The organism is Pantoea stewartii subsp. stewartii, from assembly GCF_008801695.1.
Lineage (GTDB): Bacteria > Pseudomonadota > Gammaproteobacteria > Enterobacterales > Enterobacteriaceae > Pantoea > Pantoea stewartii.
Map to the genome: position 1 here is coordinate 1 of NZ_VZPF01000069.1, position 21,122 is coordinate 21,122.

Here is a 21,122-nt window from a genome sequence, read left to right on the forward strand (position 1 = left end):
ATGTCGAACGGTTGTGGCAGGCGCTTCATGAGACAATAACCCGAAATCACCAGTGCAGTTCAATGTGGCAACTGTTGAAAAAGGTCCATCACTTTATGAATACCGTCAGCCCATTCCCCGGGGGAAAACATGGGCTGGCTAAAGTGTAGCGGTATTAGGATCAGTTATTTAGTCTGAATATTCATTAACGTGTTATCACCGAGCAGATCGCCATTGTCAGCACTCTGCGCCTGTCCGGCTTGTACAGGCGTATAGTTTGTTTGATCGGCAATGGTTTTTTGCAGCGAATTATACGCATCCACATATGTCTGGATTGCTGTCGACATCGGCGATGTATCTGACGCGATGGATAACGTTTCCGGCGAGCCGGTATTCACTTTATGGCTTTGTTGAATAAATGGATTTTATGCTGTGGTACTATGAAAACGGTTGTTTCAGATAACATAAAATCAATGCATTACATGCTTGCGTATGACGGTGTTCTGTCTGGCATCAGCGTTTTCTACCAAAACAGTGCAGACAAAACAGAATGATTACCTATTATTCAACAAAGCCCACTGCGCACTCAAAAAAAAAGAATTTTAAAAATCGTTAACGCTTACGTTTGAAATATTTATTTACATCACCCCTGGTGAGGATAAATTGAGGGGACGGTTTCAGATAAGATAGCACAACGATCTTGTCAGACGTCGTCAACGCCTGTCAGCTGTGGTTCTGGTTGGTGAAAAATCACTGCCACATTGCTCGTGTATATTAGCAGGACCAGCCTTTACTGAAGACGGGCTTGATCCGGTAAAAGCCATGTCAGCGCGCGGTGTCATCAATAACTGTTATTTGTCAGCGCATTGAAGGTTGCTCAACAATGGGGAAGTCTGTGATACATTGCCGCTCTGCCAGCGCGGCAATGATGCAGGCCTGGGCTTAACCGATACGGACTATCTTTCATGAAACGACACGATATTAACTCTTCTTTATTTCGCAGCGCAGGATTCGATCCCACTTCGGGTGTGCTCGAGCTTGAATATCGCAACGGAAGTTGCCGGCGCTGGCTGGCCGTTCCTGCCCGGGTTTACCAGGGATTTTGTGCCGCGGTGGATCCCGATAGTTTTTTCCGCGAAAGCATTGATAACCGTTACTTTTCTATGCATCACAAGCGGGATTCACAGTAACGGACACGCAGAAAAGGCCGCGCTGAGTCTGGAAAGTTGTGCGAAATCCCGCGGCCATATTCAGGTGCGGGTTGAGTAGGGCCGGGCAAGGGTTTTCGCGTCGGATAAATCAGGCGGCGCTACAGCGCTAAAAACATGCCTGAGCGGGCTGTTTGTCATTCGATAACGGCCATGCGCTGTTCGCATGGCCTGTCTTTTATCAGCGCGGTTACATCATTTGCGGTTGGCGAATCGCATTACCTTTCTCGAAGCGTGAGAGCCGGTAGGGCGTCAGGTCCGTATAAACGGGCTTATTCGTTAACATCTGTGCACACATCAGTCCCGCACCGGGTCCGATGGCAAAACCGTGGCCACTAAAGCCTGAGGCAATAAACATGCCGGGGAGCTGGCTCACCTGATCAATCACCGGCACCAAATCCGGTGTGGTATCAATCCATCCGGCCCAGGCATAATCGACTTTGATGCCCTCCAGTTCGGGGAAGACGCGAATCAACTCGGCCAGGCCATCGTGAATGATGCGCTTGTCCGGCGTGGGATCAAGCACCCGGATCTTTTCAAACGGCGAGGGCCTGTCGGGCGACCAGCTTCCAGACGCTTCAGGACCAGAAAAGAATGAACCGTTCAGGCGGATTTTCAGTTTTTTAGCGACCTTGCTGCGGAACATGGGATAAAACTTCGCAGCATAACGGATGTTCTGCGGTGCTAAATCAATCTGGCCAAGGCCCGGAACGGCAACGGTGTAACTGCCGTCCAGACGGCGGCGAAGGCAGAGATTAGGCGTGCTCAGACAGCCTGTGACGACCTCAGGAGCGGCGGTTGTTTTAAATACCGTACCCAGAATATTGGCGGCAGGGAGTTCTACGCCATATTGTCTGCAGAAACGCGAACTCCACGCACCGCCGCAGCAAATTACCCGGCTGGCTTTAACCAGTCCGCGTTCTGTCCAGACGCCAGAAACATGGCCCGCGCTGATATCCAGCGCGCGCACCGCGCAACGCTGAAAAATGCTGGCTCCCAGCTTTTGCGCGCCTTTCGCAATGGCCGGTACCGCCTGCGACGGTTCTGCACGACCATCTGTCGGTGACCATACACCACCTCGCCATGGAGTTTTGTCCCCAATGCGCTCCTGTGCTTCACGCGCGGAGAGCAACTGGCTGGTAAAGCCAATCTGTTTTGCCTGCTGTCCCCATTTTTCCCAGCGCGCCAGGTCAGCTTCATTTAGCGTGCCATAGAGGATACCACTGCGCCTGAAGCCCAAATCCATCCCGATTTCACCACTCAGCTCATCCCAGCGCTGCAGGCTTCGCATCGCCATTGGTAACTCATGCAAATCACGGTTCTGTTGACGAACCCAGCCCCAGTTTCGGCCTGACTGTTCACCGGCAATCACACCTTTCTCAAACAGCGCAACAGAAACCCCCTGTTTCGCCAGTTCATATGCCGTTGACGTCCCCACAATCCCACCGCCTATCACAACAACATCAACAGAGGTGGGGAAGACGGAACTGTCACTGACGCTATCGACCTTAATTCGCATGGGTTAACCTTGTTTCAAATATGATGTCGGGGCGGAATATGCATAATCCACAACACGCGGGCTTCAGTGTCGCTGTCGTTAAAAATGTTATGCGGAAGATGACTTTTAAACTGAAAACTGTCGCCCGCTTCGATGAAGGTCGCCTCACCGTTCACCTCCAGCGTGAGACGGCCTTCCATGACTACACCTGCTTTTTCACCAATGCCTGTCAGCATTTCTTCCGAACGCGTGCGGGGAGGGATGCTGATATACATAAACTGAATATCATGTTCGCCAGAAGGCGATAACATCGCCTTGGTTATGCCCTGCCTGCCAACTTCAAAATGTGGCCGCTCACGCCAGCGCCGGACATAATGTTCAGCACCGGGGCGCATCTCTTCATTTTGTTCAAGAAAAGCGGTCAGTGGGACATTCAGGACCACGCGAAGTTGCTCAAGCACCCGTACCGTGGGGTTAGCCAGATTGCGCTCAATCTGGCTGATGGCTCCCGCCGACACATTAGCCTGTTCCGCCAGTGCCTTGATGGTCATATTGCGCGACTTGCGTATCTGCTTTAGCCGTAAGCCAATCGTCATCTCGACGGCACTCAGATCCTCTGAGTGCATTAACGCTGTTTTCATCACTATGTTCCTTAAGGTTGCGTGCCTCCGTGCATCAACACGCGATTAAGGCATTCCCCACTTCGCTTTGATTTTTTGCAATGTGCCGTCGGCCTTCATTGCCGTCAGGGCAGTATTAATATCGGCAAGTAGCTTATCGTTCCCTTTTTTCACGCCAAAGGCCATAGGTGCGATATGCTCAGGCTTGTAACCGTCCACCACATGCATACCTTTGTACGCGCCAGATTTTTCCTGGTATTTCATAATCGGGTAATCGTTCATCCCCGCAGCGATACGGCCCAGGGACAGATCGCGCATCATATCTGCCGGACTGTCATACACTTTCACCTCTTTCGCGATACCGCTCTTAATCAGCGCCTGCGTATAATCGGTGCCCGCCATGGTGCCGACGATGTCGCCTTTCAGATCCTGCTGCGAGCGATAGACTTTTTTATTGTCATCACGCACGACCAGCCCCGGTCCAAACGCAGTGACTGGCTGCGAGAACGCAATACGTTTTTCGCGCTCTGGCGTGGGTGTCATCCCGGCCACAATCATATCGATTTTGCCCGCAATTACAGACTGAATCAGCGTCGAGAAAGGCACCGCGGTAAAGTTGATGTCAAGCTTCTGACGTTTGGCCACTTCCGCGGCCACGTCCGGCATGAAGCCTTCAATTTTACCGGTTTTGGTATCCAGAAACGTGGTAGGCGCGCTGGAAGGCGGAGAACCTGCCGTCAGTGGCGCTGCCTGTGCACTGCAAGTGAGGCCAAGGGCAACAGAGAATAAAGCCATGGTAACGTGCGACCGAAGAGACATCACTTACTCCTGATTGACATGTGAACAATTAATTTCACTTTAATGAAATTAAATTCCTGCCTGTCAATCTTTTCTTTTCTAAAAATGTTGCGCCTCACAAATTAACATAAAACCCTTTGATTTCCCCATTCAGTGGGCTTTCAATGCACTTTATTACACTAATAAGTTAATGCTATGACGTCATCAGATGAAAAGTTTGACAGTATTTACTGATAAATATATTCATTTAAATGAATTTGAAGCATGACACTCAACACCGGCGGGAGCGCATAATGGACTGGAGCAGCATTCATGTTTACCTTCCCTTTCTTTTGCAAGGGGCTGAAATGACGATTTATATCACGCTACTGTCCTTGCTCATCAGTACGCCGCTGGGGTTGATCTTCGCTGCCGCAAAAATGTGTCCTTTTAAAATCATTTCCTGGCCCGTCAGCGTCATCATTAATATCACTCGCGCACTGCCGATGATTGTGGTGCTGTTCTACATCTATTTCGTTTTTCCCGATATCGGCATTACCCTGACATCCTTTCAGGCCAGCGTCATCGGTATCGCGTTTTGCTTTTCAACCTTCCTGGCCGAGATTTTTCGTTCCGGTATTGAATCGGTCGATCGTGGCCAGCTTGAGGCGGCGCGCTCTATGGGCATGAGCTTCTTTAAAGCGATGCGACGCGTCATTCTGCCTCAGGCTTTTCATGTCGCGCTGCCGCCATACAGCAATACCCTGGTCATGATGCTGAAAGACTCAGCGCTGGCGTCAACGATCGCGGTTACCGAAATGACCCGCCAGGGCCAGCTTCTGGCGGCTTCGACCTTTGATAACACCACTGTGTATACGCTGGTGGCGTTGCTCTACCTGACGTTATGCATGCCGTTGCTGGCTTTTACCAGGCACCTTGAAAATCGCCAGAAAAAAGGAGCATGAGATGATTGAAATTCTTGATGTCCATAAGCGCTTTGGTGCAGTTGAAGTGCTGAAAGGGGTGAGTTTTCGCGTCGAAGAGGGCGAAGTGGTGTGCCTGGTCGGGCCTTCAGGCTCCGGGAAATCTACGGTGCTGCGCTGTATCAACGGGCTGGAAACCTATGAAAGCGGCACCATCCGCGTGCTTGATCAGCATGTTGACAGTAAAAGCAAACGTATCAACGCGCTGCGTCGCCAGATCGGTATGGTTTTTCAACGCTTTAATCTGTTTCCTCACCGTAGCGTGCTGGAAAACGTGATGGAAGGGCCGATTTACGTCAATGGCGAGACACGCAGTAAAGCCGAAAAGATGGCCAAAGAGCTGCTGGAAAGAGTAGGGCTGGGCGACAAAGTTTCCGCCTGGCCGTCGCAGCTTTCCGGTGGTCAGCAGCAGCGCGTAGCGATTGCCCGCACGCTGGCCCTGCAGCCGAAAGCCATTCTTTTTGATGAGCCGACATCCGCGCTGGACCCAGAACTGGTCGGCGAAGTGCTGCAGGTTATGCGCAACCTGGCCCAGCAGGGAATGACCATGATCGTGGTAACGCATGAGATGCAGTTTGCAAGAGAGGTCGCCGATCGCGTGTGTTTCCTGCACAGCGGACAGATTGTAGAGCAGGGTCATGCGGATGAGGTGCTGCTGCGGCCTCAGGAAGCGCGCACGCAGGATTTCCTGCGCCGCGTACTGGGCAATACAGGCGTACAGAGTCTGATGAATACCTAATTCAAATGACCCGTTTGATCGGGCTTCGCTAGCCATTCAGCAGAGATGAGCGGCCTGCATGTCACCCGACGCTGCGTCGAGCAAAATCTCTGGCAACCTTTCGCTGAGGCGTCGGTACAAACGCCCCCGCACAGGCGATTAAGCCCGCATCTGAATGCCTTCAGTAATGATGTGCTGAAGGTTTTTTACCGTCTGGTCGAAAAACGCCGGATCGCTGAGCGTTTTACCGGTGATTGCCTCAACCTGCACGCTAAAATCGGCGTAATGCTGCGTCGTTGCCCACAGCATAAAAATCAACTGCATTGGATCGACGGGGGCAATGCGCTCATCTTTAATCCAGCCCCGAATGACATCGCATTTCTCTTCTACCAGGGTTTTCAGGCCGCCCCCCAGCTCCTGTTTCAGCAACGGCGCGCCCTGAACCATCTCCAGGCAAAAAAGTCGCGAAGCCTGCGGATGATCGCGGGACACACAGAGTTTCAGGCGAATATATTCTCTAATGGCTTCCAGTGGATGCTGATCGGGTTGTAAGGCCTTTAACGGTGCCAGCCAGATATCCAGCAGTCCTTTCAGCACATCAATATAGAGCGCTTCTTTTGTCGGAAAGTAATAAAAGAGGTTAGTTTTCGAGACGTCAGCCCGTTCTGCAACCTGCTCCAGCCGGGTGCCGTGAAAGCCATAGAGTGAAAAAAATTCCAGTGCGGCGGTCATGATAGCGCCACGTTTGGCAGCAACCGCCCGAGAGCGTCGCGTTGTGGTTTTGGAACCTGGGCTAACGGATTTTTGCTCTCCGGCGGCAGCGTGCGGGTGTTCGACCAATGGCTTCACAACATCTCCTGAGACAAACAGCAAGGCGTGAATCATAACAAATGGGGGCAGGGGCGACCATCGCAACGCTCATTATTCACGCGCTCTGAAATCAACAGTTGAGCGATTTGCACCCTTTTTGCTCAATCTTGCCTGTTATCTGTGTAGTTATTTTTGAACAATGGGTCCGAAACGGACCGTTTAATCCAGTTATCTTCCATTCAAACTTTCAACCCTTTGAAAAGGTTATTAATTTTAAAACTGGCACCCGCTTTGCAAAGACTCTTGCGTCTGGAGATTTCAGCACGGTGCAATTCGGAACCCGCAGGACGCACTCAAGCCGCGCAGAGATTTTCGTAAGCCCTTGTATTGGTACGTATTACTTTTAATCGAGGTGAGCGATGAAAATCGGTGTCTTTATTCCTATCGGCAACAACGGTTGGTTAATTTCAGAAACTGCACCGCAGTACAAACCGACCTTCGACCTGAACAAAACCATCGTGCAAAAAGCGGAGCACTACCATTTCGATTTTGCGCTTTCCATGATTAAACTGCGCGGCTTCGGTGGTAAAACCGAATTTTGGGAACACAATATGGAGTCGTTCACGCTGATGGCCGGACTGGCCGCCGTGACCTCTCGCATCCAACTTTACGCCACGGCCGCTACGCTGGTGATGCCGCCGGCGATCGTCGCGCGCATGGCCGCCACCATTGATTCCATTTCTAACGGCCGTTTCGGTGTCAACGTTGTCACAGGCTGGCAAAAACCCGAGTACGAGCAAATGGGCATGTGGCCGGGCGATGACTATTTTACCCGCCGCTATGATTACCTGACCGAATACGTGAGCGTGCTGCGCGATCTGTGGGGCACCGGCCACTGCACGCTCGACGGCGAATTCTTCAAAATGGACGACTGCCGCGTCAGTCCGCGACCGCAAAGCGAGATGAAAGTGATCTGCGCCGGGCAAAGTGATGCAGGCATGGCGTTTTCCGCCAGACATGCCGACTTTAATTTCTGCTTCGGCAAGGGCGTCAATACACCAACGGCCTTCGCGCCAACCGCCGCCCGCATGAAAAAAGCGGCAGAGGCTGAAAATCGCGACGTGTCTTCTTATGTGCTGTTCATGGTCATCGCCGATGAAACCGATGAGGCCGCGCGCGCCAAATGGGAGCTGTATAAAGCCGGGGCTGACGCCGAGGCGCTCGCGTGGCTGACCGATCAGAGCAGCAAGGACACCCAATCCGGCAGCGATACCAATGTCCGTCAGATGGCGGATCCCACCTCAGCGGTCAACATCAATATGGGCACACTGGTCGGCTCCTGGGCCAGCGTCGCCAGAATGCTCGATGAAATCGACACCGTGCCCGGCGCTGGCGGCGTCCTGCTGACCTTTGACGACTTCGTTGAGGGCATCGAAAACTTTGGCCGCTACATTCAGCCATTAATGAAAACCCGCCAGCACATCGGCATTGCGCAGAAAGAGGTCGCATAATGAACGTTGTTGAGAATCCGTCAGTGGTCCGCCGCGAACCCCACAATACCGGCGAGGAAACGGTCCTCACAGCCCGGCCTGAAGCCATCGCTTTTACCCCACAGCAAACCGCGCTGATTGTCGTGGATATGCAAAATGCCTATGCGTCACAGGGCGGTTACCTGGATCTGGCGGGCTTTGATGTCTCTGCCACCGCACCGGTGATCGCCAATATTAAAGTGGCGATTGCCGCCGCACGCGCGGCGGGCATCAAAGTGATTTTCTTCCAGAACGGCTGGGATAATCAGTATGTCGAAGCCGGCGGTGCGGGGTCGCCGAACTTCCATAAATCCAATGCGCTAAAAACCATGCGCAAACGCCCGGAGCTGATGGGCAAACTGCTGGCAAAAGGCGACTGGGATTACGATCTGGTCGATGAGCTTCAGCCGCAGCCTGGCGATATTGTGCTGCCCAAACCCCGTTACAGCGGCTTCTTTAATACCCAGCTCGACAGTCTGCTGCGCAGCTATGGCATTCATCATCTGGTGTTTACTGGCATCGCCACGAATGTCTGCGTGGAATCCACCCTGCGCGATGGCTTTTTCCTGGAATATTTTGGCGTCGTACTGGAAGACGCGACGCACCAGGCCGGCCCGGAATTCGCACAGAAAGCCGCGATCTATAACATTGAAACCTTTTTTGGCTGGGTCTCTAACGTGCGTCAGTTCTGTGACGCTGTAGGTTACAAAACTGAACAACACGCGGCCTGACCGCTTTTACAAAGGACAATCAACGATGCCTAAAAGCGCCATTATTCCCGCTGGCAGTGGAGTGCCACTGGCACCTTTTGTTCCGGGCACGCTCGCCGATGGCGTGGTGTACGTTTCCGGGACGCTGCCGTTTGATAAAGACAACAACGTGGTGCACGTTGGCGATGCCGCGGCACAAACCCGTCACGTTCTGGAGATCATCAAAAACGTGATTGAAACCGCAGGCGGCACAATGGAGGACGTCACCATGAATTCCATCTTTATCACCGACTGGGCCAATTACGGGGCAATCAATCAGGTCTACGCCGAGTATTTTCCCGGTGAAAAACCCGCGCGTTTCTGTATTCAGTGCGGGCTGGTGAAGCCGGATGCCCTGATTGAGATCGCAACGATTGCCCACATCGGCAAGTAATCTGTTTACCGGCATCTGTTCTGATAACCCTGAGGAAACAGCATGTATTACAAGGTATTAGGTAAAGATAATGCCGATGCAGACACGGTCGTGCTCTCTTCAGGGCTGGGCGTTTCCGGCAGTTTCTGGCAGCTGCAACTGCCTGTACTGACACAGTATTTTCGCGTCGTGATTTATGACCAGCACGGCACCGGCCTGAGTCAGGGCACCGTTCCGGCCGGTTACCGCATGGAGGATATGGCCGATGAGCTGGCGGGCATGCTCAACGGGCTGGATATCCGCCGCTGCCATCTGGTCGGTCACGCACTCGGCGGCATCGTTGGCCTGCATCTTGCACTGCGTTATCCGGCCTTACTGCAAAGTCTGGTGGTCATCAACGGATGGGCAACGCTCGACAGCCAGACGCGTCGCTGCTTTGAGGTCCGCCAGAACCTGCTGCTTAACAGCGGGGTGGATGCGTATGTTCAGGCGCAGCCCCTGTTTCTGTATCCGGGCGACTGGCTTTCTGAACATGAGGCGTTATTACAGGAAGAGCGCCAGCATCAGGTGGCGCATTTTCAGGGAATGGAAAACCTGCTGCATCGCTTACAGGCGCTGATGACGTCTGACCTGGCCGCCTCGCTCGACGGGGTGATCGCACCGACGCTGGCGCTGAGCTGTAAAGACGATTTGCTGGTGCCCTGGCAGCGCTCGGCCGATCTCGCTGCCCGTCTTCCTCTGGGGGAGCACCAGCAAATGCAGTATGGCGGTCACGCCATGAGTGTGACCGACCCCGATACGTTTAACCCGATTTTACTGGACTGGCTGCGGCGGCATGCTTTTCATGCAGCTGACATCGTGTCCGAGCCCTTTTCAACGGAGATATCATGGCCGAAGCCTTAACCGCCAGCGCCCTGGCAACCCTGTTCACCGACGCCCGCACCCATAACGGCTGGCTGGATAAACCGGTGACCCATGAACAGCTGGAAACGATTTACGCGCTGGCGCGCATGGGGCCAACATCTGCAAACTGCAGCCCGGTGCGCATTGTGTTTATCCAGAGCCAGGCGGCCAAAGAGAAACTGGCACCGGCGCTGTCCAGCGGCAATCTGAAGAAAACCCTGACTGCACCGGTGACGGCGATCATTGCCTGGGATCCTGCGTTTTATGAATTACTGCCCGAACTGTTTCCCTCCGGCGATGCGCGTTCGTGGTTCACCTCCAGCCCGCAGCTGGCGCACGATACGGCATTTCGCAACAGCAGTCTGCAGGCAGCCTATCTGATTATGGCCTGCCGCTCACTCGGACTGGACACCGGACCGATGTCTGGTTTCGACAATGCGAAAGTGGATGAAACCTTCCTGGCGCAGACGGGCTGGAAATCCAACTTTCTCATCAACATCGGTTACGGCGACAGCAGCAAACTGTATCCGCGCGCACCGCGTCTTGACTTTGACCGCGCCTGCCGCGTGCTGTAAGCACCCTGTTTCATTATGAGGACACGAGCATGCAATCCACTCTGAACGCCACACAGCCCGCAACCGCTGCTAAACAGGCTGCCGTTGAAAAGCAAGAGTTCCGCGATGCGATGGCGCACCTGGGTTCCGCCGTCAACATCATCACCACAGACGGGGCAGGTGGACGGGCCGGTTTTACCGCCTCTGCGGTATGCAGCGTGACCGATACGCCACCGACGTTGCTGGTATGTCTGAACCGCGCGGCCTCTGTCCATGCGGCGTTTACGCAAAACCAGGTGCTGTGCGTTAACACTCTCTCAGACGGTCATGCGTCGCTGTCCAATCTGTTCGGCGGAAAGACACCGATGGATGCGCGTTTCGCGGCCGCTGACTGGGCCAGCCTTGCCACCGGATCGCCGATCCTCACCGATGTGCTGGTGTCGTTTGACTGCAACATTACGCAGATCACCAGCGTCGGTACCCACGATATTTTGTTTTGCGAAGTCGTTGCTATTCAGCGCAACGACAACGGCCATGGACTGGTGTATTTCGACCGGCGCTATCATCCACTGATGCGTCAGACAGCCTGTTAACTCACTCCTCTCAACTTAGTAAGGGTCGTGCATGGCAAATACCTGGTTTCCGCAATGGCGTAAAAGAGAAGGCAATCTGGATGGCGTCGTCATCGCGCCGGATGAACGGCTGCCGTCAGGCACGACGATCGTTATGGGATTGCAACATACGGTAGCGATGTTTGGCGCCACGGTCCTCATGCCCTTACTGATGGGCTTTGACGCTAATATGGCCATCCTGATGTCGGGGATCGGTACCTTACTGTTCTTCCTGGTGGTAGGCGGCCGCGTACCAAGTTACCTCGGGTCCAGTGCCGCCTTCGTCGGACTGGTTATCGCGATAACCGGCTACAGTGGTCAGGGTGCGAATCCCAATATTGGTGTGGCCCTTGGCGGGATTATTGCCTGCGGCCTGCTCTATATGGTGATCGGTTTTATCGTAATGGCGGTTGGCACGCGGTGGATTGAACGTCTGATGCCGCCCGTCGTGACCGGTGCCGTGGTCATGGCGATTGGGCTAAACCTCGCGCCGATTGCGATTCACAGCGTCTCCGCCTCCTCGTTTGACAGCTGGATGGCCGTCATGACCGTGCTTTGCATCGGTTCGGTAGCCGTATTCACCCGCGGTCTGGTGCAGCGCCTGTTGCTGTTACTGGGGCTGGTAGCCGCTTATCTGATTTATATGGTCATCACCAACGGCCTTGGACTGGGCAAGCCAGTGGATTTTAGCGCGATCGCTCAGGCACCCTGGTTTGGCGCACCAACCGTTACGACGCCAGTATTCAGCGCGCATGCCATGCTGATGATCGCGCCGGTCGCAGTAATCCTTGTCGCAGAAAATCTCGGCCATATTAAAGCGGTGGCTGGTATGACCGGTAAAAACCTTGATCCCTACATGGGCCGCGCGTTTGTCGGTGATGGACTGGCGACGATGCTGTCCGCCTCCGCAGGTGGAACGGGCGTGACAACCTATGCAGAAAACATAGGTGTTATGGCTGTCACCAAAATTTACTCCACGCTGATTTTCGTCGCAGCGGCGGTTATTGCCATTGTGCTGGGCTTCTCACCTAAATTTGGCGCACTGATCCACACCATTCCTGGCCCGGTGCTCGGCGGCGCATCCATTGTGGTATTTGGGCTGATTGCCGTGGCAGGTGCCCGCATCTGGGTACAAAACCACGTCGACCTGGGGCTGAACGGCAACCTTATCATGGTCGCGGTCACGCTGGTTTTAGGCGCAGGCAACTTTACCCTGACGCTCGGCAGCTTCAGCATGGGCGGGATCGGCACTGCGACCTTCGGGGCGATTTTGCTGAATGCATTTTTGAGCCGAAGCAAAATGGCAAGCGCACAGCCAGGGGTGAAGACGGAGGCGGTGGTGAAGGAGTAAACCGGGATCTTTTCCTCAGCCGGAGAAGCAGGAAGGGCGGAGCGGGCCGGAACGACAACCGGGTGTTTTTTACGCACCCGTAAAGCATCCTGCAGGAGATGCGCGGCTTACAGACAATGGGGTCGCCGCGGTAAAGCGCCTGCTTGCCATCGCGCAGGCAACAAAGAGGCTAAGCCAGTGAAACAGGGCTGTGTGCTCCGTACACGGTAGCATCAGCCCAACTCCATAAGAGGTTTTCGCAAAAAACCGTGGGTTTTCAGGTAACTTACCTTAGTCGTCACGTTGAATGCTTTCCTCATGGACATTACTGCCCACCGTTTTCCCGTTTTGATTCTCAATGCGATAACGGATCTCAACGTTATGAAAATTTTGAGGCGTAACCGTTATTTCCTTCACCATCTGACCTGAATCAGGCGGCAGCGTCAGCGTTTCGCTCCCTTTGGCAAGCACCTCTCCCTTTTGGGATATCTGCCACTTCAGTTGACATGCAGTACAGGCATTCCAGGTATCATTAATTGCCCAGAGCCGCACCATCGCCTCGCGTCCCTTACGCCATGTGGCGGTAACGGGTTCGATAGAGGGGAGAACAGGCTGATAGGCAGTTTGCAAGGCGTAATAACCCGCCTTTGGCTGGCGCAGATAATCCACCACGCCCCAGTTAATTGAGGGCCAGGTTTCAACAAACATGAAATGGAAGAGGGCCGTCACCGGTTGATAACGCTGTCGCCGATAGCTCTCTACAGCCAGGGAGACCAGTTTTGCCTGGTAGCGTTGCGTATTGGCTATCATCTCCTGAATATTCGAACCGCGCGAAATCCCGGCAAACTTAAATGTCTGTAAAGGCTGAAAATTATGATACTTCCAGAACGTCCAGCCCGGATCGTCCGCAGCAGTCGTCTTTGGCCATAACAAGCTGGCTGGGATAATCGTTTTCAGCGTTGAAAGTTGCGGTAGCGCCTGCGCACCAAACTCTGTCACCACTGCGGTTTTAGCCGGGGCAAGCAGATCGCGCGGCGTACCAAAATACCATCCTGCCCAGTAGTGTTCTTCCACGGCGGAAAAACGGTGCACAATACGGGAGGTATCTTCAGCCAGCGTATCCGCGACCTTCTGCGTCAGCGTGCGGTTCAGTGTTTTATTCCAGTCGGGGAACCGCTTTTCCATCCAGGGCGAATTCCACGGCGGCTCGTTGTGCCCGCCCCAGACGATAATGGCCGGGGAGTTACCAAACTGCTCGACCATCTCACGGGTCTGACGTACTGCATTGTCGGTAAATGCCGCGCTGTCATCGTATCCCCATTGCAGCGGTACATCCTGCCAGATCATCAGCCCCATTTCATCGGCGACATCGTAAAGCGGACGGCCGGCTACGTGTCCGTGGACGCGAATGGCGTTGGCATTCATCGCCTGTACCAGCGCAAAATCCCGACGATACTTTTCCCGTGTCATGGTTCCTAACCACGGTGAACCGATATAATTGCTTCCCTTTATAAAGAGTCGCCTGTCATTAATCAGCCAGCCTTTGTTATCGGGTTGCTCTTCCAGTTTGCGTAACCCTGTTCGGGTGACCCTGGTATCCATCAGCCCCTGGCTGTCACGCAGTGAGGCGCGAACACGGTACAGATTTGGCTTGCCGGTGCCGACCGGCCACCATAACTTTGCTCCTTTCATGGGCAGAGTTATGCGCAAGGACTGTTGCTCACCCGTCGCGTGATCCAGCGTGATCGGAAAATCGTGCTGAAAAGTCTGGCCGTTAAAGTTATCGGGTGCCGCTGTCAGACGCACAGTAGCAGGTCCGGCAGTGGTGGCCCGGTAACGAATTTCCGCCGATAATGCCGGGTTTTCCAGTCCTTCACGCCAGTCCGGACGCAGGATCACTTCATCAATCGTTACACCACGGCTCATATGCAGCTTCACCGGTGCCCAGATACCGCCAGAGTTCGCATCCTGTCCCTGTAAAGACCATGCACCGCCAGGTCGGGTGTCATGCTGATTAAGCACCCCTTTTATAAGCGTTTTATGTAACGGCCACACTTTTTGAGGATCTTCATAGGGACTGTCGACCCGGATGGCGAGCTGGTTATGACGACGCAGGGTACTGCTGACATCTACAGCAAAACGCTGGAAATAGCCTTCGTGGTGGGTCAATGGCTTTCCATTAAGCGTCACATCAGCAAAGTAATCGATACCGTCGAAAACGAGCGTGGCCATGGTACCGGGTTCGGATTCAGGAAGATCAAACTCATGTCGATACCACAATGCTCCCTGATGATCGTAACCCGCGCTATACCAGTTAGCCGGAACCTTTAACCTGCGCCAGTCGCTGGCAGGCACGCCCGTGCCCCTGAAGGTGCTGTCGTTCGCATCATGGACTCGCCAGTTTCCCGCAAGTGACCAGGTGACCGGTAGATCCATTGCCTGCGCTTGTGGGAGGCAGATGAGCAAAAGAAGAAGGTTACGGATCATGGCTGTCCTCCTGTTTCCTGTGTTGTAGCCAGGACGTGATGCGACGGAATTCCTCGTTCAGGTCGTTTTGCAGGGACTTGAGCGCATGTTGTTCCAGCGATGAGGCCTGACTCTCAAGGTATTGCAGTAACTGCGCCAGGCGGGTGAAATCGAGTGTGACGGCTTCACCGCGAAGTTTATGTGCTGCCCGACGTAACGTCTCACGATCATTGTTTTCCATTGCCTTGCGCAGCGTCTCGGTGGTTTCTTCGATTGCTTCCCTGAACAGCGACAACAATTCCTCAACCAGAGCAGGGTCATCGGCGCACTGTTTAAGCAGTCGGGCCTCATCAGGTAAACCTTCCTGATCACGCGTATATATGCGGGTAATTTCGTCATGAAGCGCATCCTGACTGACAGGCTTGGCGAGATAGCCATCGAACCCCATTGCCAGACAGCGCTCTCTGTCGCCCTGCATAGCATGCGCGGTCATCACGATGGCTGGCTGACGGGGACGGCCAAGCAATACTTCCTCTTGTCGTAACAGCTGGATCGCCTTTTCTCCATCCATTTCCGGCATCTGCAGATCAATAAAGAGAATGTCCCAGCGTTCTGCTCGCCAGCGGTCAAGTGCAGCCTGTCCATCGCCAACCACTTCACAGTGATGTCCCAGGCGTTCAAGCAAACGTCTGGCGACTTTCTGATTCACCAGATTATCTTCAGCCAGCAACACACGCAGTCCCTGCGAGGTGTTCGGTGAAACGGTAGAAGGCTGCACCGGCTCGACAATCGGGACGGGTTTAAGGGCGCTTGCAATTGCCTGATGCAACTCGTGCTGGGCGACGGGTTTGTGCAAATAGTGGGATATGCCGATTCGTTTGAGCATTTTGGGGTCAAAATGGCGGCTCATTGAGCTAAGCATAATAATCTTGCTCTGGGCCGTCTGTGGCAAAACCGATAACTCAAGGCCCAACGAAATGCCATCCATGTCCGGCATTTGCGCATCGATGAGGATCAGTGGCCAGAATACTTCTCCGGCGGCAGGCTGTAAGGCCTTACTGGCATTATTCACACACGTCGGGTTCAGTCCCATCTGACGGAGCATGGTATCCACTAACCGCAGGTTAGTGCTGTTATCATCCACGACCAGCACGCATTCGCCATTAAACCGAACGCCAGATGCGCGTTCTGTAAGCGGCGAGTGTTGCCCCTCCAGCGGTAGCGTAAACGTAAATTCGCTCCCAACGCCGGGCTTACTCTCCACCTCCAGATTTCCCCCCATCAGCGCAACCAGCCGGGCGGAAATGGTTAGCCCCAGCCCTGTTCCACCATAACGCCGCGTCGTAGAACTGTCTGCCTGGCTGAACGCTTCAAAGATGGCCTGTTGTTTCTCTGCAGGTATGCCAATACCACTGTCGCGAATACGAAAACGCCAGTGGTCTTCACTGGCCGCGGGCTCTATCGCCAGCAGGACTTCGCCGTGATGGGTAAATTTAAGCGCGTTGCCTAGCAGGTTTGTGAGGATTTGACGCAGTCGGGGGCCGTCCACCTTCAGCACGTCCGGGACTGCAGGCGCAATATCCACCAGAAGCTCTATCCCTTTTTCACTGGCGGCAGGCATATGTGGGCGAATCAACGACTGAATAAAGGGCCGAATTTCCAGCAACTCATCGTCCATGATGACCTTGCCCGACTCAATGCGCGAGAAATCCAGAATGTCATTAATAATATGTAGCAACGACTGGGCCGAACTCATGACCAGCGAAAGGTACTCACGCTGCTCAGGGCTCAGCGGGGTGTCCAGACAGAGCTGTGTCATCCCGAGGATACCGTTCATCGGTGTCCGAATTTCATGACTCATATTAGCCAGAAACGCACTTTTGGCTTCATTGGCTTCGCGGGCGACGCGGGCGGCATCAATTGCAAGCAGTTCTGCTTCCTTCCGGCGGGTAATATCCTGCAACGTACCAATCACCCTTTCGGCTTCCTGCTGAATGGTTAAGGTCACCACCTGCCCGGAGAGCAGCATCCATCGCCAGCCTTCCGTCTGATGCAGGACGCGGATTTCACATTCAAATACAGGCCGGTGATCCTGTTTCGATGACATCATCGCCTGTCGCAGCGATGCGCGGTCCTCTTCATGCACCAGATTGAGCAAAAAACGCAGCGGATAACGCCATTGCGAGCGTGACTGCCCCACCATTGCCAGCAATGTATCATTTACCTGCAGGCTGTCATGAGAGACGTGCCAGTCCCAAATGCCGATCCGGATTGACTCGGCCGTCAGTAAAAAATCATTGTGCAGCAGATGACGTGAGCGCTGTGCTTCATCAAGCTCGGTGACATCCGTATGCAGACTGACAATGCCTCCTTCAGGAAGGCGTTGATGCTGAAAATAAAGACGGCGTTTTCCGGATTGCCTGACTTCGCAATGGTTATCCTGACGACAATTACGGAGAGTGGCGTCCCGTAGCGTCTGACGACGACTCGAGTCGATGTAATAACCCGCTTCAATAAATTTCTCTACCAGCGTTTCCAGAGACGCGCCAGCCTCCAGCCACGGAGCAATCACCGGATAAAAGAGCGAAACTTTATCGTTCCACGCCAGCAGACGTTCGGCCCGATCGTAAATCATGATCGCACAAGGCAGCGCATCAGGCTCAAAACGGGGTGAAGTTCCCATCGCTTATTCTCCCCCGGGCTGATAGTGCAGTTCGGCTTGCCGTCGCAGATATTCCAGGCCGGGCGCTATCGCCATCGCCCACGCCGTGAGGATCTCCTCATCACAGAGGGGATCCCGTTCACGTACAGTGCGCAGCATGGCTTCCCGCCAGAAGGCAAAAAAGCGTGGCGGCAGGCGCAGACCATCCTGGGTTTGCCTGCGCGCCAGTTGCTCAAGAAAGTCCGGAACAAAAAGGGCACCATCGACGGTGAGCATGGCAAAGAAACTCTTATAGATCATCTGTCGACCTTCTTCGCTCGGGCGACGGGCGAAGTGTTGCTCCGTCTCTGGCGATCGGTGAATAAAAGCCTCGTAAAACGCCAGGAAAAAGTCTTTTTTGTTCGCCTCTGACAAGACACGGCTCACGCTGGCCTCAAAGAGATCACGATAAAATTTCATGGTGCTGACCTCCCTTTTCTTTCACCCGGCAGACACAGGCCGGGACGATTGAATTCGTCTGCCAGACGGTGAGTGAAGTAGCTGTTATCAGTATCAAAATGATTATCAAATAACGGCCCGCCGTTATGTTTGTAGAAGAGCGACTCAAGGACCATGGCATTAGTGGATAGCGTGATCATCGGGTTGATATCCCCCGTCGCTTCAACACGGCCCTCAAACCAGCCGCGTTGTGGACTGTTAAGGTGCTTCGTTACTGCCATAAGTACATCGGTATAGTCGTTTTTCCACAGCGTCCAGAGGATAAAAACCGCCTTCGTAGACACCTGTGACAGCTGGCGGTAATCGCGGCCATCATCGCCCAACGTGTTCCAGGCGTAACCATTTCCCCAGACGGTGTCCTCAAGATGCCAGGGCGCATGTGACAGCGAAAAATCGGCTCGCGCAGTCAGGAGCTTGTCACGCTCCCAGCGCGACTTCTGACTGAGCCAGATGCCTTCCGCTCGCGTACGCATTAATTTTTGAACATCGGGTGGCACGCCAGGAGGCTGCCATCCGAACTCCAGCCCGGGCAACATGGCAGGTAACGTAGTGAGTAATGACGGTTGCCAGGTCGTACGCGGATCGCGCGCGTCAACGCTAAGGCTGCGCTGATAAACAATGACGTTTCTTGCGGGTGGCGTGAATGCTTTACTTGCCGGGAATCCCCATAGCCGAAAAGCACTGGCGGCATATTCGCTTTCACCCAGACGGAGTTCTTCACGCACGACAGGTTGGCCGTTCTGTACTGAGGCGGACCATAATTCCCCCTCGTTATTGATAACGGAGCAGAAATTCCAGCGCAGGATGATTTTGTCCAGATACTCACGATAGTGCGGTGCACGTTCGGCGGTAAGCCGTAAAGCGAGCATCAGCCTTGCCATATCTTTTGCCGACCAGCCGCTGCTGATGGATTTGCCTGTGTAATCTATGGGCATCGCCGTCTGGCTCGAATAGAGCCTGCCGGGTGTACGCGTGTTGGTCAACGCAAGGCGATTGAGTGTGCCAAGCAGGCGGCTTATCCGGGCATCAAACTCATCTTCCGGCACCAGACCCAACTCCCTGGCGGACAGAAGCGCGATTAACGTATCCCCCATCTGCCAGAGCGTGACGCGCGGCTGTTTATCGCTGCCATTGACCAGGCCGGTTTGCAGCTGCGTATTATTCTGGAAATAGCGCCATGCAATGGCCGCCCACTCCGGTTCCTGCGGCGTCAGGCTATCAATGCGAGCGGAGGTATGCCAGCCGCCTTTCGTCAGCCAGCGCCATCCCGCGCCTTCGCGACTGAACAACGCCAGTGCGATCACCAGTACGATGATTCCCGCTGCGACCAGCCTGTAGATCAGGGTTTTAAGCATTGCGCAGTCACCGGCGGCAATTTAATGGGCTCGTCCGTCTTGCAGGATGCACACTGACACGCCTGGCAGGCAGGTTTGGTGCGCTGCGCTGTCCCGGTCTGCTCGCACCAGCTTCTGTTGGCGGCCGTGTCGCTCAGGAAGGGGCGATTGCGTCGGGTATTATTTTCTTCAAACTGATCGAGAAGCTTCTGGTTCCAGAGCGAGGGGGCGAACTGACTATTTTTGGGATTGTCGCTATTAAACTGCAACAGTTTGCCTTCTTTTTTAAATAACAACGCCTCAAGCATGATGCCGTTATTGTTGGCGGTGAACTCCTTAATGGGGCCATCGCCGTTTTCATATAAACCCTCGTAGTAGCCTTTGCCTTCCTCATTAGCGTTTTCAATGGCATTCAGCAATCTGTCGGTATAGGGCGAGCTCCAGAGCACCCACATACCGAGTGCGGCTTTAAGTGATACGGCCGCACTATTTGGTACAAACTGTCCTTTATCCGTAATCGTGTTCCAGTTATAGCCATCACTAAATATGGTGTCATAAACAAAGTAGGGGGCTTTATCGAGCTGGTGCTCAGAGCGCGCGGTCAGAATGCCGGTGATTGCATAGCGGTTTTCCTGCGCCTGATAAACCCGATCGGCAAAATTTTTCATCCACGGATGGGAATAATTGCGTGGGCTGTTATCTCTGTCGGTCGCTTTATCAAAACCAAACTCCAGACCATACAGAAGATAGGACTCGGTCACGACATAGTTATGTTGTGACGTATCTCGCGGGTCGCGCGAGTCATAAGGCACCAGCACACAGTAAATTTCTGCCAGCTCATAAGGCTGTGGCCGGCTGGCCTGGCAGGTATTGAACCCCCAGAGCTGGAAACCCGCAGCGCTGTATTCCTCATAGCCCAGTCGACCTTCCTGAACATATTTGGGCTGGCCATTTTCCAGGTAAGCACCGTACAGGGTGCCACAGGGATCAACGGCATGGCTGAAGTCCCAGCCAAGCACGACATTATCGATACCGTTGCTGTATTCCGGATAACGCTCTTTAATCACTTTAAGCCATACCAGCATTCTGCCGATATCCAGCGCCGAAAAACCAATCTCTCCAGGTTGGTTTCGGTAGTCCACTTTTTGTCCGCTGATCGTGTTATAGGCTTTATTGGGCAATTCATTTCTGAACAGCACCAGCGTGTTCAGGGTCGCGAGAAATTTCAACATACGTCGATCAAACTCGGCTTTATCAATAATGCCTAACTCACGCGCCGCCGTCAGAGCAGCCAGATAAGACGCGCTGTCCCACATTGTCGTGGAAGGATATTTGTTGACTGCGTTCACCAGGCCAGTACTGGGCTGGTAGTTAGCGACAAAATATTGCCAGGCATTTTTGGCAATGGTCATTTCACGTGGTGTCAGCTCACCACTTCGGGGAGTAAATTCTGATGCCGGTAGTCCCGGCGCTGCCTGCGCTGTCGCCAGCGCGAGCCAGCATGCCATGAGCCCGGTTAA

20 protein-coding genes and 1 pseudogene are annotated in these 21,122 nt (G+C 53.9%); 11 read left to right on the plus strand and 10 right to left on the minus strand.

Going from position 1 to position 21,122, the window contains the following annotated elements:
• A pseudogene (locus F7Q90_RS18695) lies at positions 1-149 on the plus strand (IS630 family transposase); the annotation flags it as partial.
• Positions 150-164: 15 nt separating this feature from the next.
• On the opposite strand, the gene fliD reads toward F7Q90_RS18695, so the two are convergent.
• On the minus strand, positions 165-377 hold the full coding sequence (fliD, locus tag F7Q90_RS18700; protein ID WP_044243063.1) for a flagellar filament capping protein FliD: 213 nt from the start codon (positions 375-377) through the stop codon (positions 165-167).
• Between the two features lie 567 nt (positions 378-944).
• On the opposite strand from fliD, the gene F7Q90_RS18705 reads away from it, so the two are divergent.
• On the plus strand, positions 945-1,169 hold the full coding sequence (locus F7Q90_RS18705) for a KTSC domain-containing protein (protein ID WP_006121926.1): 225 nt from the start codon (positions 945-947) through the stop codon (positions 1,167-1,169).
• A gap of 208 nt (positions 1,170-1,377) precedes the next feature.
• On the opposite strand, the gene F7Q90_RS18710 is transcribed toward F7Q90_RS18705, so the two are convergent.
• The 3 genes from F7Q90_RS18710 to F7Q90_RS18720 are packed head-to-tail and all read right to left on the minus strand — an operon-like array spanning position 1,378 to position 4,124.
• Positions 1,378-2,706, minus strand: coding sequence for an NAD(P)/FAD-dependent oxidoreductase (locus tag F7Q90_RS18710; RefSeq protein WP_006121925.1), 1,329 nt, complete (start codon positions 2,704-2,706; stop codon positions 1,378-1,380).
• 14 nt (positions 2,707-2,720) lie between these two features.
• Positions 2,721-3,326, minus strand: a complete 606-nt coding sequence (locus tag F7Q90_RS18715) for a cupin domain-containing protein (RefSeq protein WP_006121924.1) — start codon at positions 3,324-3,326, stop codon at positions 2,721-2,723.
• A gap of 45 nt (positions 3,327-3,371) precedes the next feature.
• A complete protein-coding gene (locus F7Q90_RS18720; RefSeq protein WP_006121922.1) occupies positions 3,372-4,124 on the minus strand; it encodes an ABC transporter substrate-binding protein in 753 nt (250 codons plus the stop codon).
• 272 nt (positions 4,125-4,396) lie between these two features.
• Here F7Q90_RS18720 and F7Q90_RS18725 point away from each other — a divergent pair, with 272 nt between their 5' ends.
• Positions 4,397-5,047, plus strand: a complete 651-nt coding sequence (locus F7Q90_RS18725; RefSeq protein ID WP_006121921.1) for an amino acid ABC transporter permease — start codon at positions 4,397-4,399, stop codon at positions 5,045-5,047.
• A 1-nt stretch (position 5,048) separates the two neighbouring features.
• A complete protein-coding gene (locus F7Q90_RS18730) occupies positions 5,049-5,804 on the plus strand; it encodes an amino acid ABC transporter ATP-binding protein (protein ID WP_006121920.1) in 756 nt (251 codons plus the stop codon).
• A gap of 138 nt (positions 5,805-5,942) precedes the next feature.
• On the opposite strand, the gene rutR is transcribed toward F7Q90_RS18730, so the two are convergent.
• Positions 5,943-6,623, minus strand: coding sequence for an HTH-type transcriptional regulator RutR (rutR, locus tag F7Q90_RS18735; RefSeq protein ID WP_226374676.1), 681 nt, complete (start codon positions 6,621-6,623; stop codon positions 5,943-5,945).
• A 389-nt stretch (positions 6,624-7,012) separates the two neighbouring features.
• Between rutR and rutA the strand changes: the two genes are divergently transcribed.
• Genes rutA through rutG form a run of 7 tightly spaced genes read left to right on the plus strand, consistent with a single transcriptional unit; the run spans position 7,013 to position 12,663 of the window.
• Positions 7,013-8,104 (plus strand): pyrimidine utilization protein A, encoded by a 1,092-nt coding sequence (gene rutA, locus F7Q90_RS18740; protein ID WP_006121918.1) that lies wholly within the window; start codon positions 7,013-7,015, stop codon positions 8,102-8,104.
• Positions 8,104-8,853 (plus strand): pyrimidine utilization protein B, encoded by a 750-nt coding sequence (gene rutB, locus F7Q90_RS18745; protein WP_006121917.1) that lies wholly within the window; start codon positions 8,104-8,106, stop codon positions 8,851-8,853. The genes rutA and rutB overlap by 1 nt, the downstream gene beginning before the upstream one ends.
• A 25-nt stretch (positions 8,854-8,878) precedes the next feature.
• The gene (gene rutC / locus F7Q90_RS18750; RefSeq protein WP_006121916.1) at positions 8,879-9,265 is read left to right on the plus strand and encodes a pyrimidine utilization protein C; all 387 of its coding nucleotides are present in this window, start codon (positions 8,879-8,881) and stop codon (positions 9,263-9,265) included.
• A gap of 42 nt (positions 9,266-9,307) precedes the next feature.
• Complete coding sequence (rutD, locus tag F7Q90_RS18755) at positions 9,308-10,147, plus strand: pyrimidine utilization protein D (protein WP_006121915.1); 840 nt, start codon at positions 9,308-9,310, stop codon at positions 10,145-10,147.
• Positions 10,132-10,722 carry a malonic semialdehyde reductase gene (locus tag F7Q90_RS18760; RefSeq protein WP_006121913.1) on the plus strand — a complete coding sequence of 197 codons (591 nt, stop codon included), beginning with the start codon at positions 10,132-10,134 and terminating at the stop codon, positions 10,720-10,722. The genes rutD and F7Q90_RS18760 overlap by 16 nt, the downstream gene beginning before the upstream one ends.
• A 29-nt stretch (positions 10,723-10,751) precedes the next feature.
• A complete protein-coding gene (gene rutF / locus F7Q90_RS18765; protein WP_006121912.1) occupies positions 10,752-11,294 on the plus strand; it encodes an NADH-dependent FMN reductase RutF in 543 nt (180 codons plus the stop codon).
• A 31-nt stretch (positions 11,295-11,325) separates the two neighbouring features.
• Entirely contained in the window at positions 11,326-12,663 is a 1,338-nt protein-coding gene (gene rutG / locus F7Q90_RS18770; RefSeq protein WP_006121911.1) for a pyrimidine utilization transport protein G, read from the plus strand.
• A 270-nt stretch (positions 12,664-12,933) separates the two neighbouring features.
• Here the strand turns inward: rutG and F7Q90_RS18775 are convergent, their stop codons facing one another.
• Genes F7Q90_RS18775 through F7Q90_RS18795 form a run of 5 tightly spaced genes read right to left on the minus strand, consistent with a single transcriptional unit; the run spans position 12,934 to position 21,110 of the window.
• Positions 12,934-15,129, minus strand: coding sequence for a glycoside hydrolase family 2 protein (locus F7Q90_RS18775; RefSeq protein WP_151161048.1), 2,196 nt, complete (start codon positions 15,127-15,129; stop codon positions 12,934-12,936).
• Positions 15,119-17,791 (minus strand): hybrid sensor histidine kinase/response regulator, encoded by a 2,673-nt coding sequence (locus tag F7Q90_RS18780; protein WP_006121909.1) that lies wholly within the window; start codon positions 17,789-17,791, stop codon positions 15,119-15,121. The genes F7Q90_RS18775 and F7Q90_RS18780 overlap by 11 nt, the downstream gene beginning before the upstream one ends.
• 3 nt (positions 17,792-17,794) lie before the next feature.
• Complete coding sequence (locus tag F7Q90_RS18785) at positions 17,795-18,229, minus strand: globin family protein (protein ID WP_006121908.1); 435 nt, start codon at positions 18,227-18,229, stop codon at positions 17,795-17,797.
• On the minus strand, positions 18,226-19,623 hold the full coding sequence (locus F7Q90_RS18790; protein WP_006121907.1) for a DUF3131 domain-containing protein: 1,398 nt from the start codon (positions 19,621-19,623) through the stop codon (positions 18,226-18,228). The genes F7Q90_RS18785 and F7Q90_RS18790 overlap by 4 nt, the downstream gene beginning before the upstream one ends.
• On the minus strand, positions 19,608-21,110 hold the full coding sequence (locus F7Q90_RS18795; RefSeq protein ID WP_044243148.1) for a DUF3131 domain-containing protein: 1,503 nt from the start codon (positions 21,108-21,110) through the stop codon (positions 19,608-19,610). Before F7Q90_RS18795 ends, F7Q90_RS18790 begins: the two co-directional genes overlap by 16 nt.
• Positions 21,111-21,122: the final 12 nt, after the last annotated feature.

Coding starts and splice junctions, on each gene's coding strand:
- F7Q90_RS18705 (WP_006121926.1), top strand. CDS start 945: ATGAAACGACACGATATTAACTCTTCTTTATTTCGCAGCGCAGGATTC.
- F7Q90_RS18710 (WP_006121925.1), bottom strand. CDS start 2,706: ATGCGAATTAAGGTCGATAGCGTCAGTGACAGTTCCGTCTTCCCCACC.
- F7Q90_RS18715 (WP_006121924.1), bottom strand. CDS start 3,326: ATGAAAACAGCGTTAATGCACTCAGAGGATCTGAGTGCCGTCGAGATG.
- F7Q90_RS18720 (WP_006121922.1), bottom strand. CDS start 4,124: ATGTCTCTTCGGTCGCACGTTACCATGGCTTTATTCTCTGTTGCCCTT.
- F7Q90_RS18725 (WP_006121921.1), top strand. CDS start 4,397: ATGGACTGGAGCAGCATTCATGTTTACCTTCCCTTTCTTTTGCAAGGG.
- F7Q90_RS18730 (WP_006121920.1), top strand. CDS start 5,049: ATGATTGAAATTCTTGATGTCCATAAGCGCTTTGGTGCAGTTGAAGTG.
- rutA (WP_006121918.1), top strand. CDS start 7,013: ATGAAAATCGGTGTCTTTATTCCTATCGGCAACAACGGTTGGTTAATT.
- rutB (WP_006121917.1), top strand. CDS start 8,104: ATGAACGTTGTTGAGAATCCGTCAGTGGTCCGCCGCGAACCCCACAAT.
- rutC (WP_006121916.1), top strand. CDS start 8,879: ATGCCTAAAAGCGCCATTATTCCCGCTGGCAGTGGAGTGCCACTGGCA.
- rutD (WP_006121915.1), top strand. CDS start 9,308: ATGTATTACAAGGTATTAGGTAAAGATAATGCCGATGCAGACACGGTC.
- F7Q90_RS18760 (WP_006121913.1), top strand. CDS start 10,132: ATGGCCGAAGCCTTAACCGCCAGCGCCCTGGCAACCCTGTTCACCGAC.
- rutF (WP_006121912.1), top strand. CDS start 10,752: ATGCAATCCACTCTGAACGCCACACAGCCCGCAACCGCTGCTAAACAG.
- rutG (WP_006121911.1), top strand. CDS start 11,326: ATGGCAAATACCTGGTTTCCGCAATGGCGTAAAAGAGAAGGCAATCTG.
- F7Q90_RS18775 (WP_151161048.1), bottom strand. CDS start 15,129: ATGATCCGTAACCTTCTTCTTTTGCTCATCTGCCTCCCACAAGCGCAG.
- F7Q90_RS18780 (WP_006121909.1), bottom strand. CDS start 17,791: ATGGGAACTTCACCCCGTTTTGAGCCTGATGCGCTGCCTTGTGCGATC.
- F7Q90_RS18785 (WP_006121908.1), bottom strand. CDS start 18,229: ATGAAATTTTATCGTGATCTCTTTGAGGCCAGCGTGAGCCGTGTCTTG.
- F7Q90_RS18790 (WP_006121907.1), bottom strand. CDS start 19,623: ATGCTTAAAACCCTGATCTACAGGCTGGTCGCAGCGGGAATCATCGTA.
- F7Q90_RS18795 (WP_044243148.1), bottom strand. CDS start 21,110: ATGGCATGCTGGCTCGCGCTGGCGACAGCGCAGGCAGCGCCGGGACTA.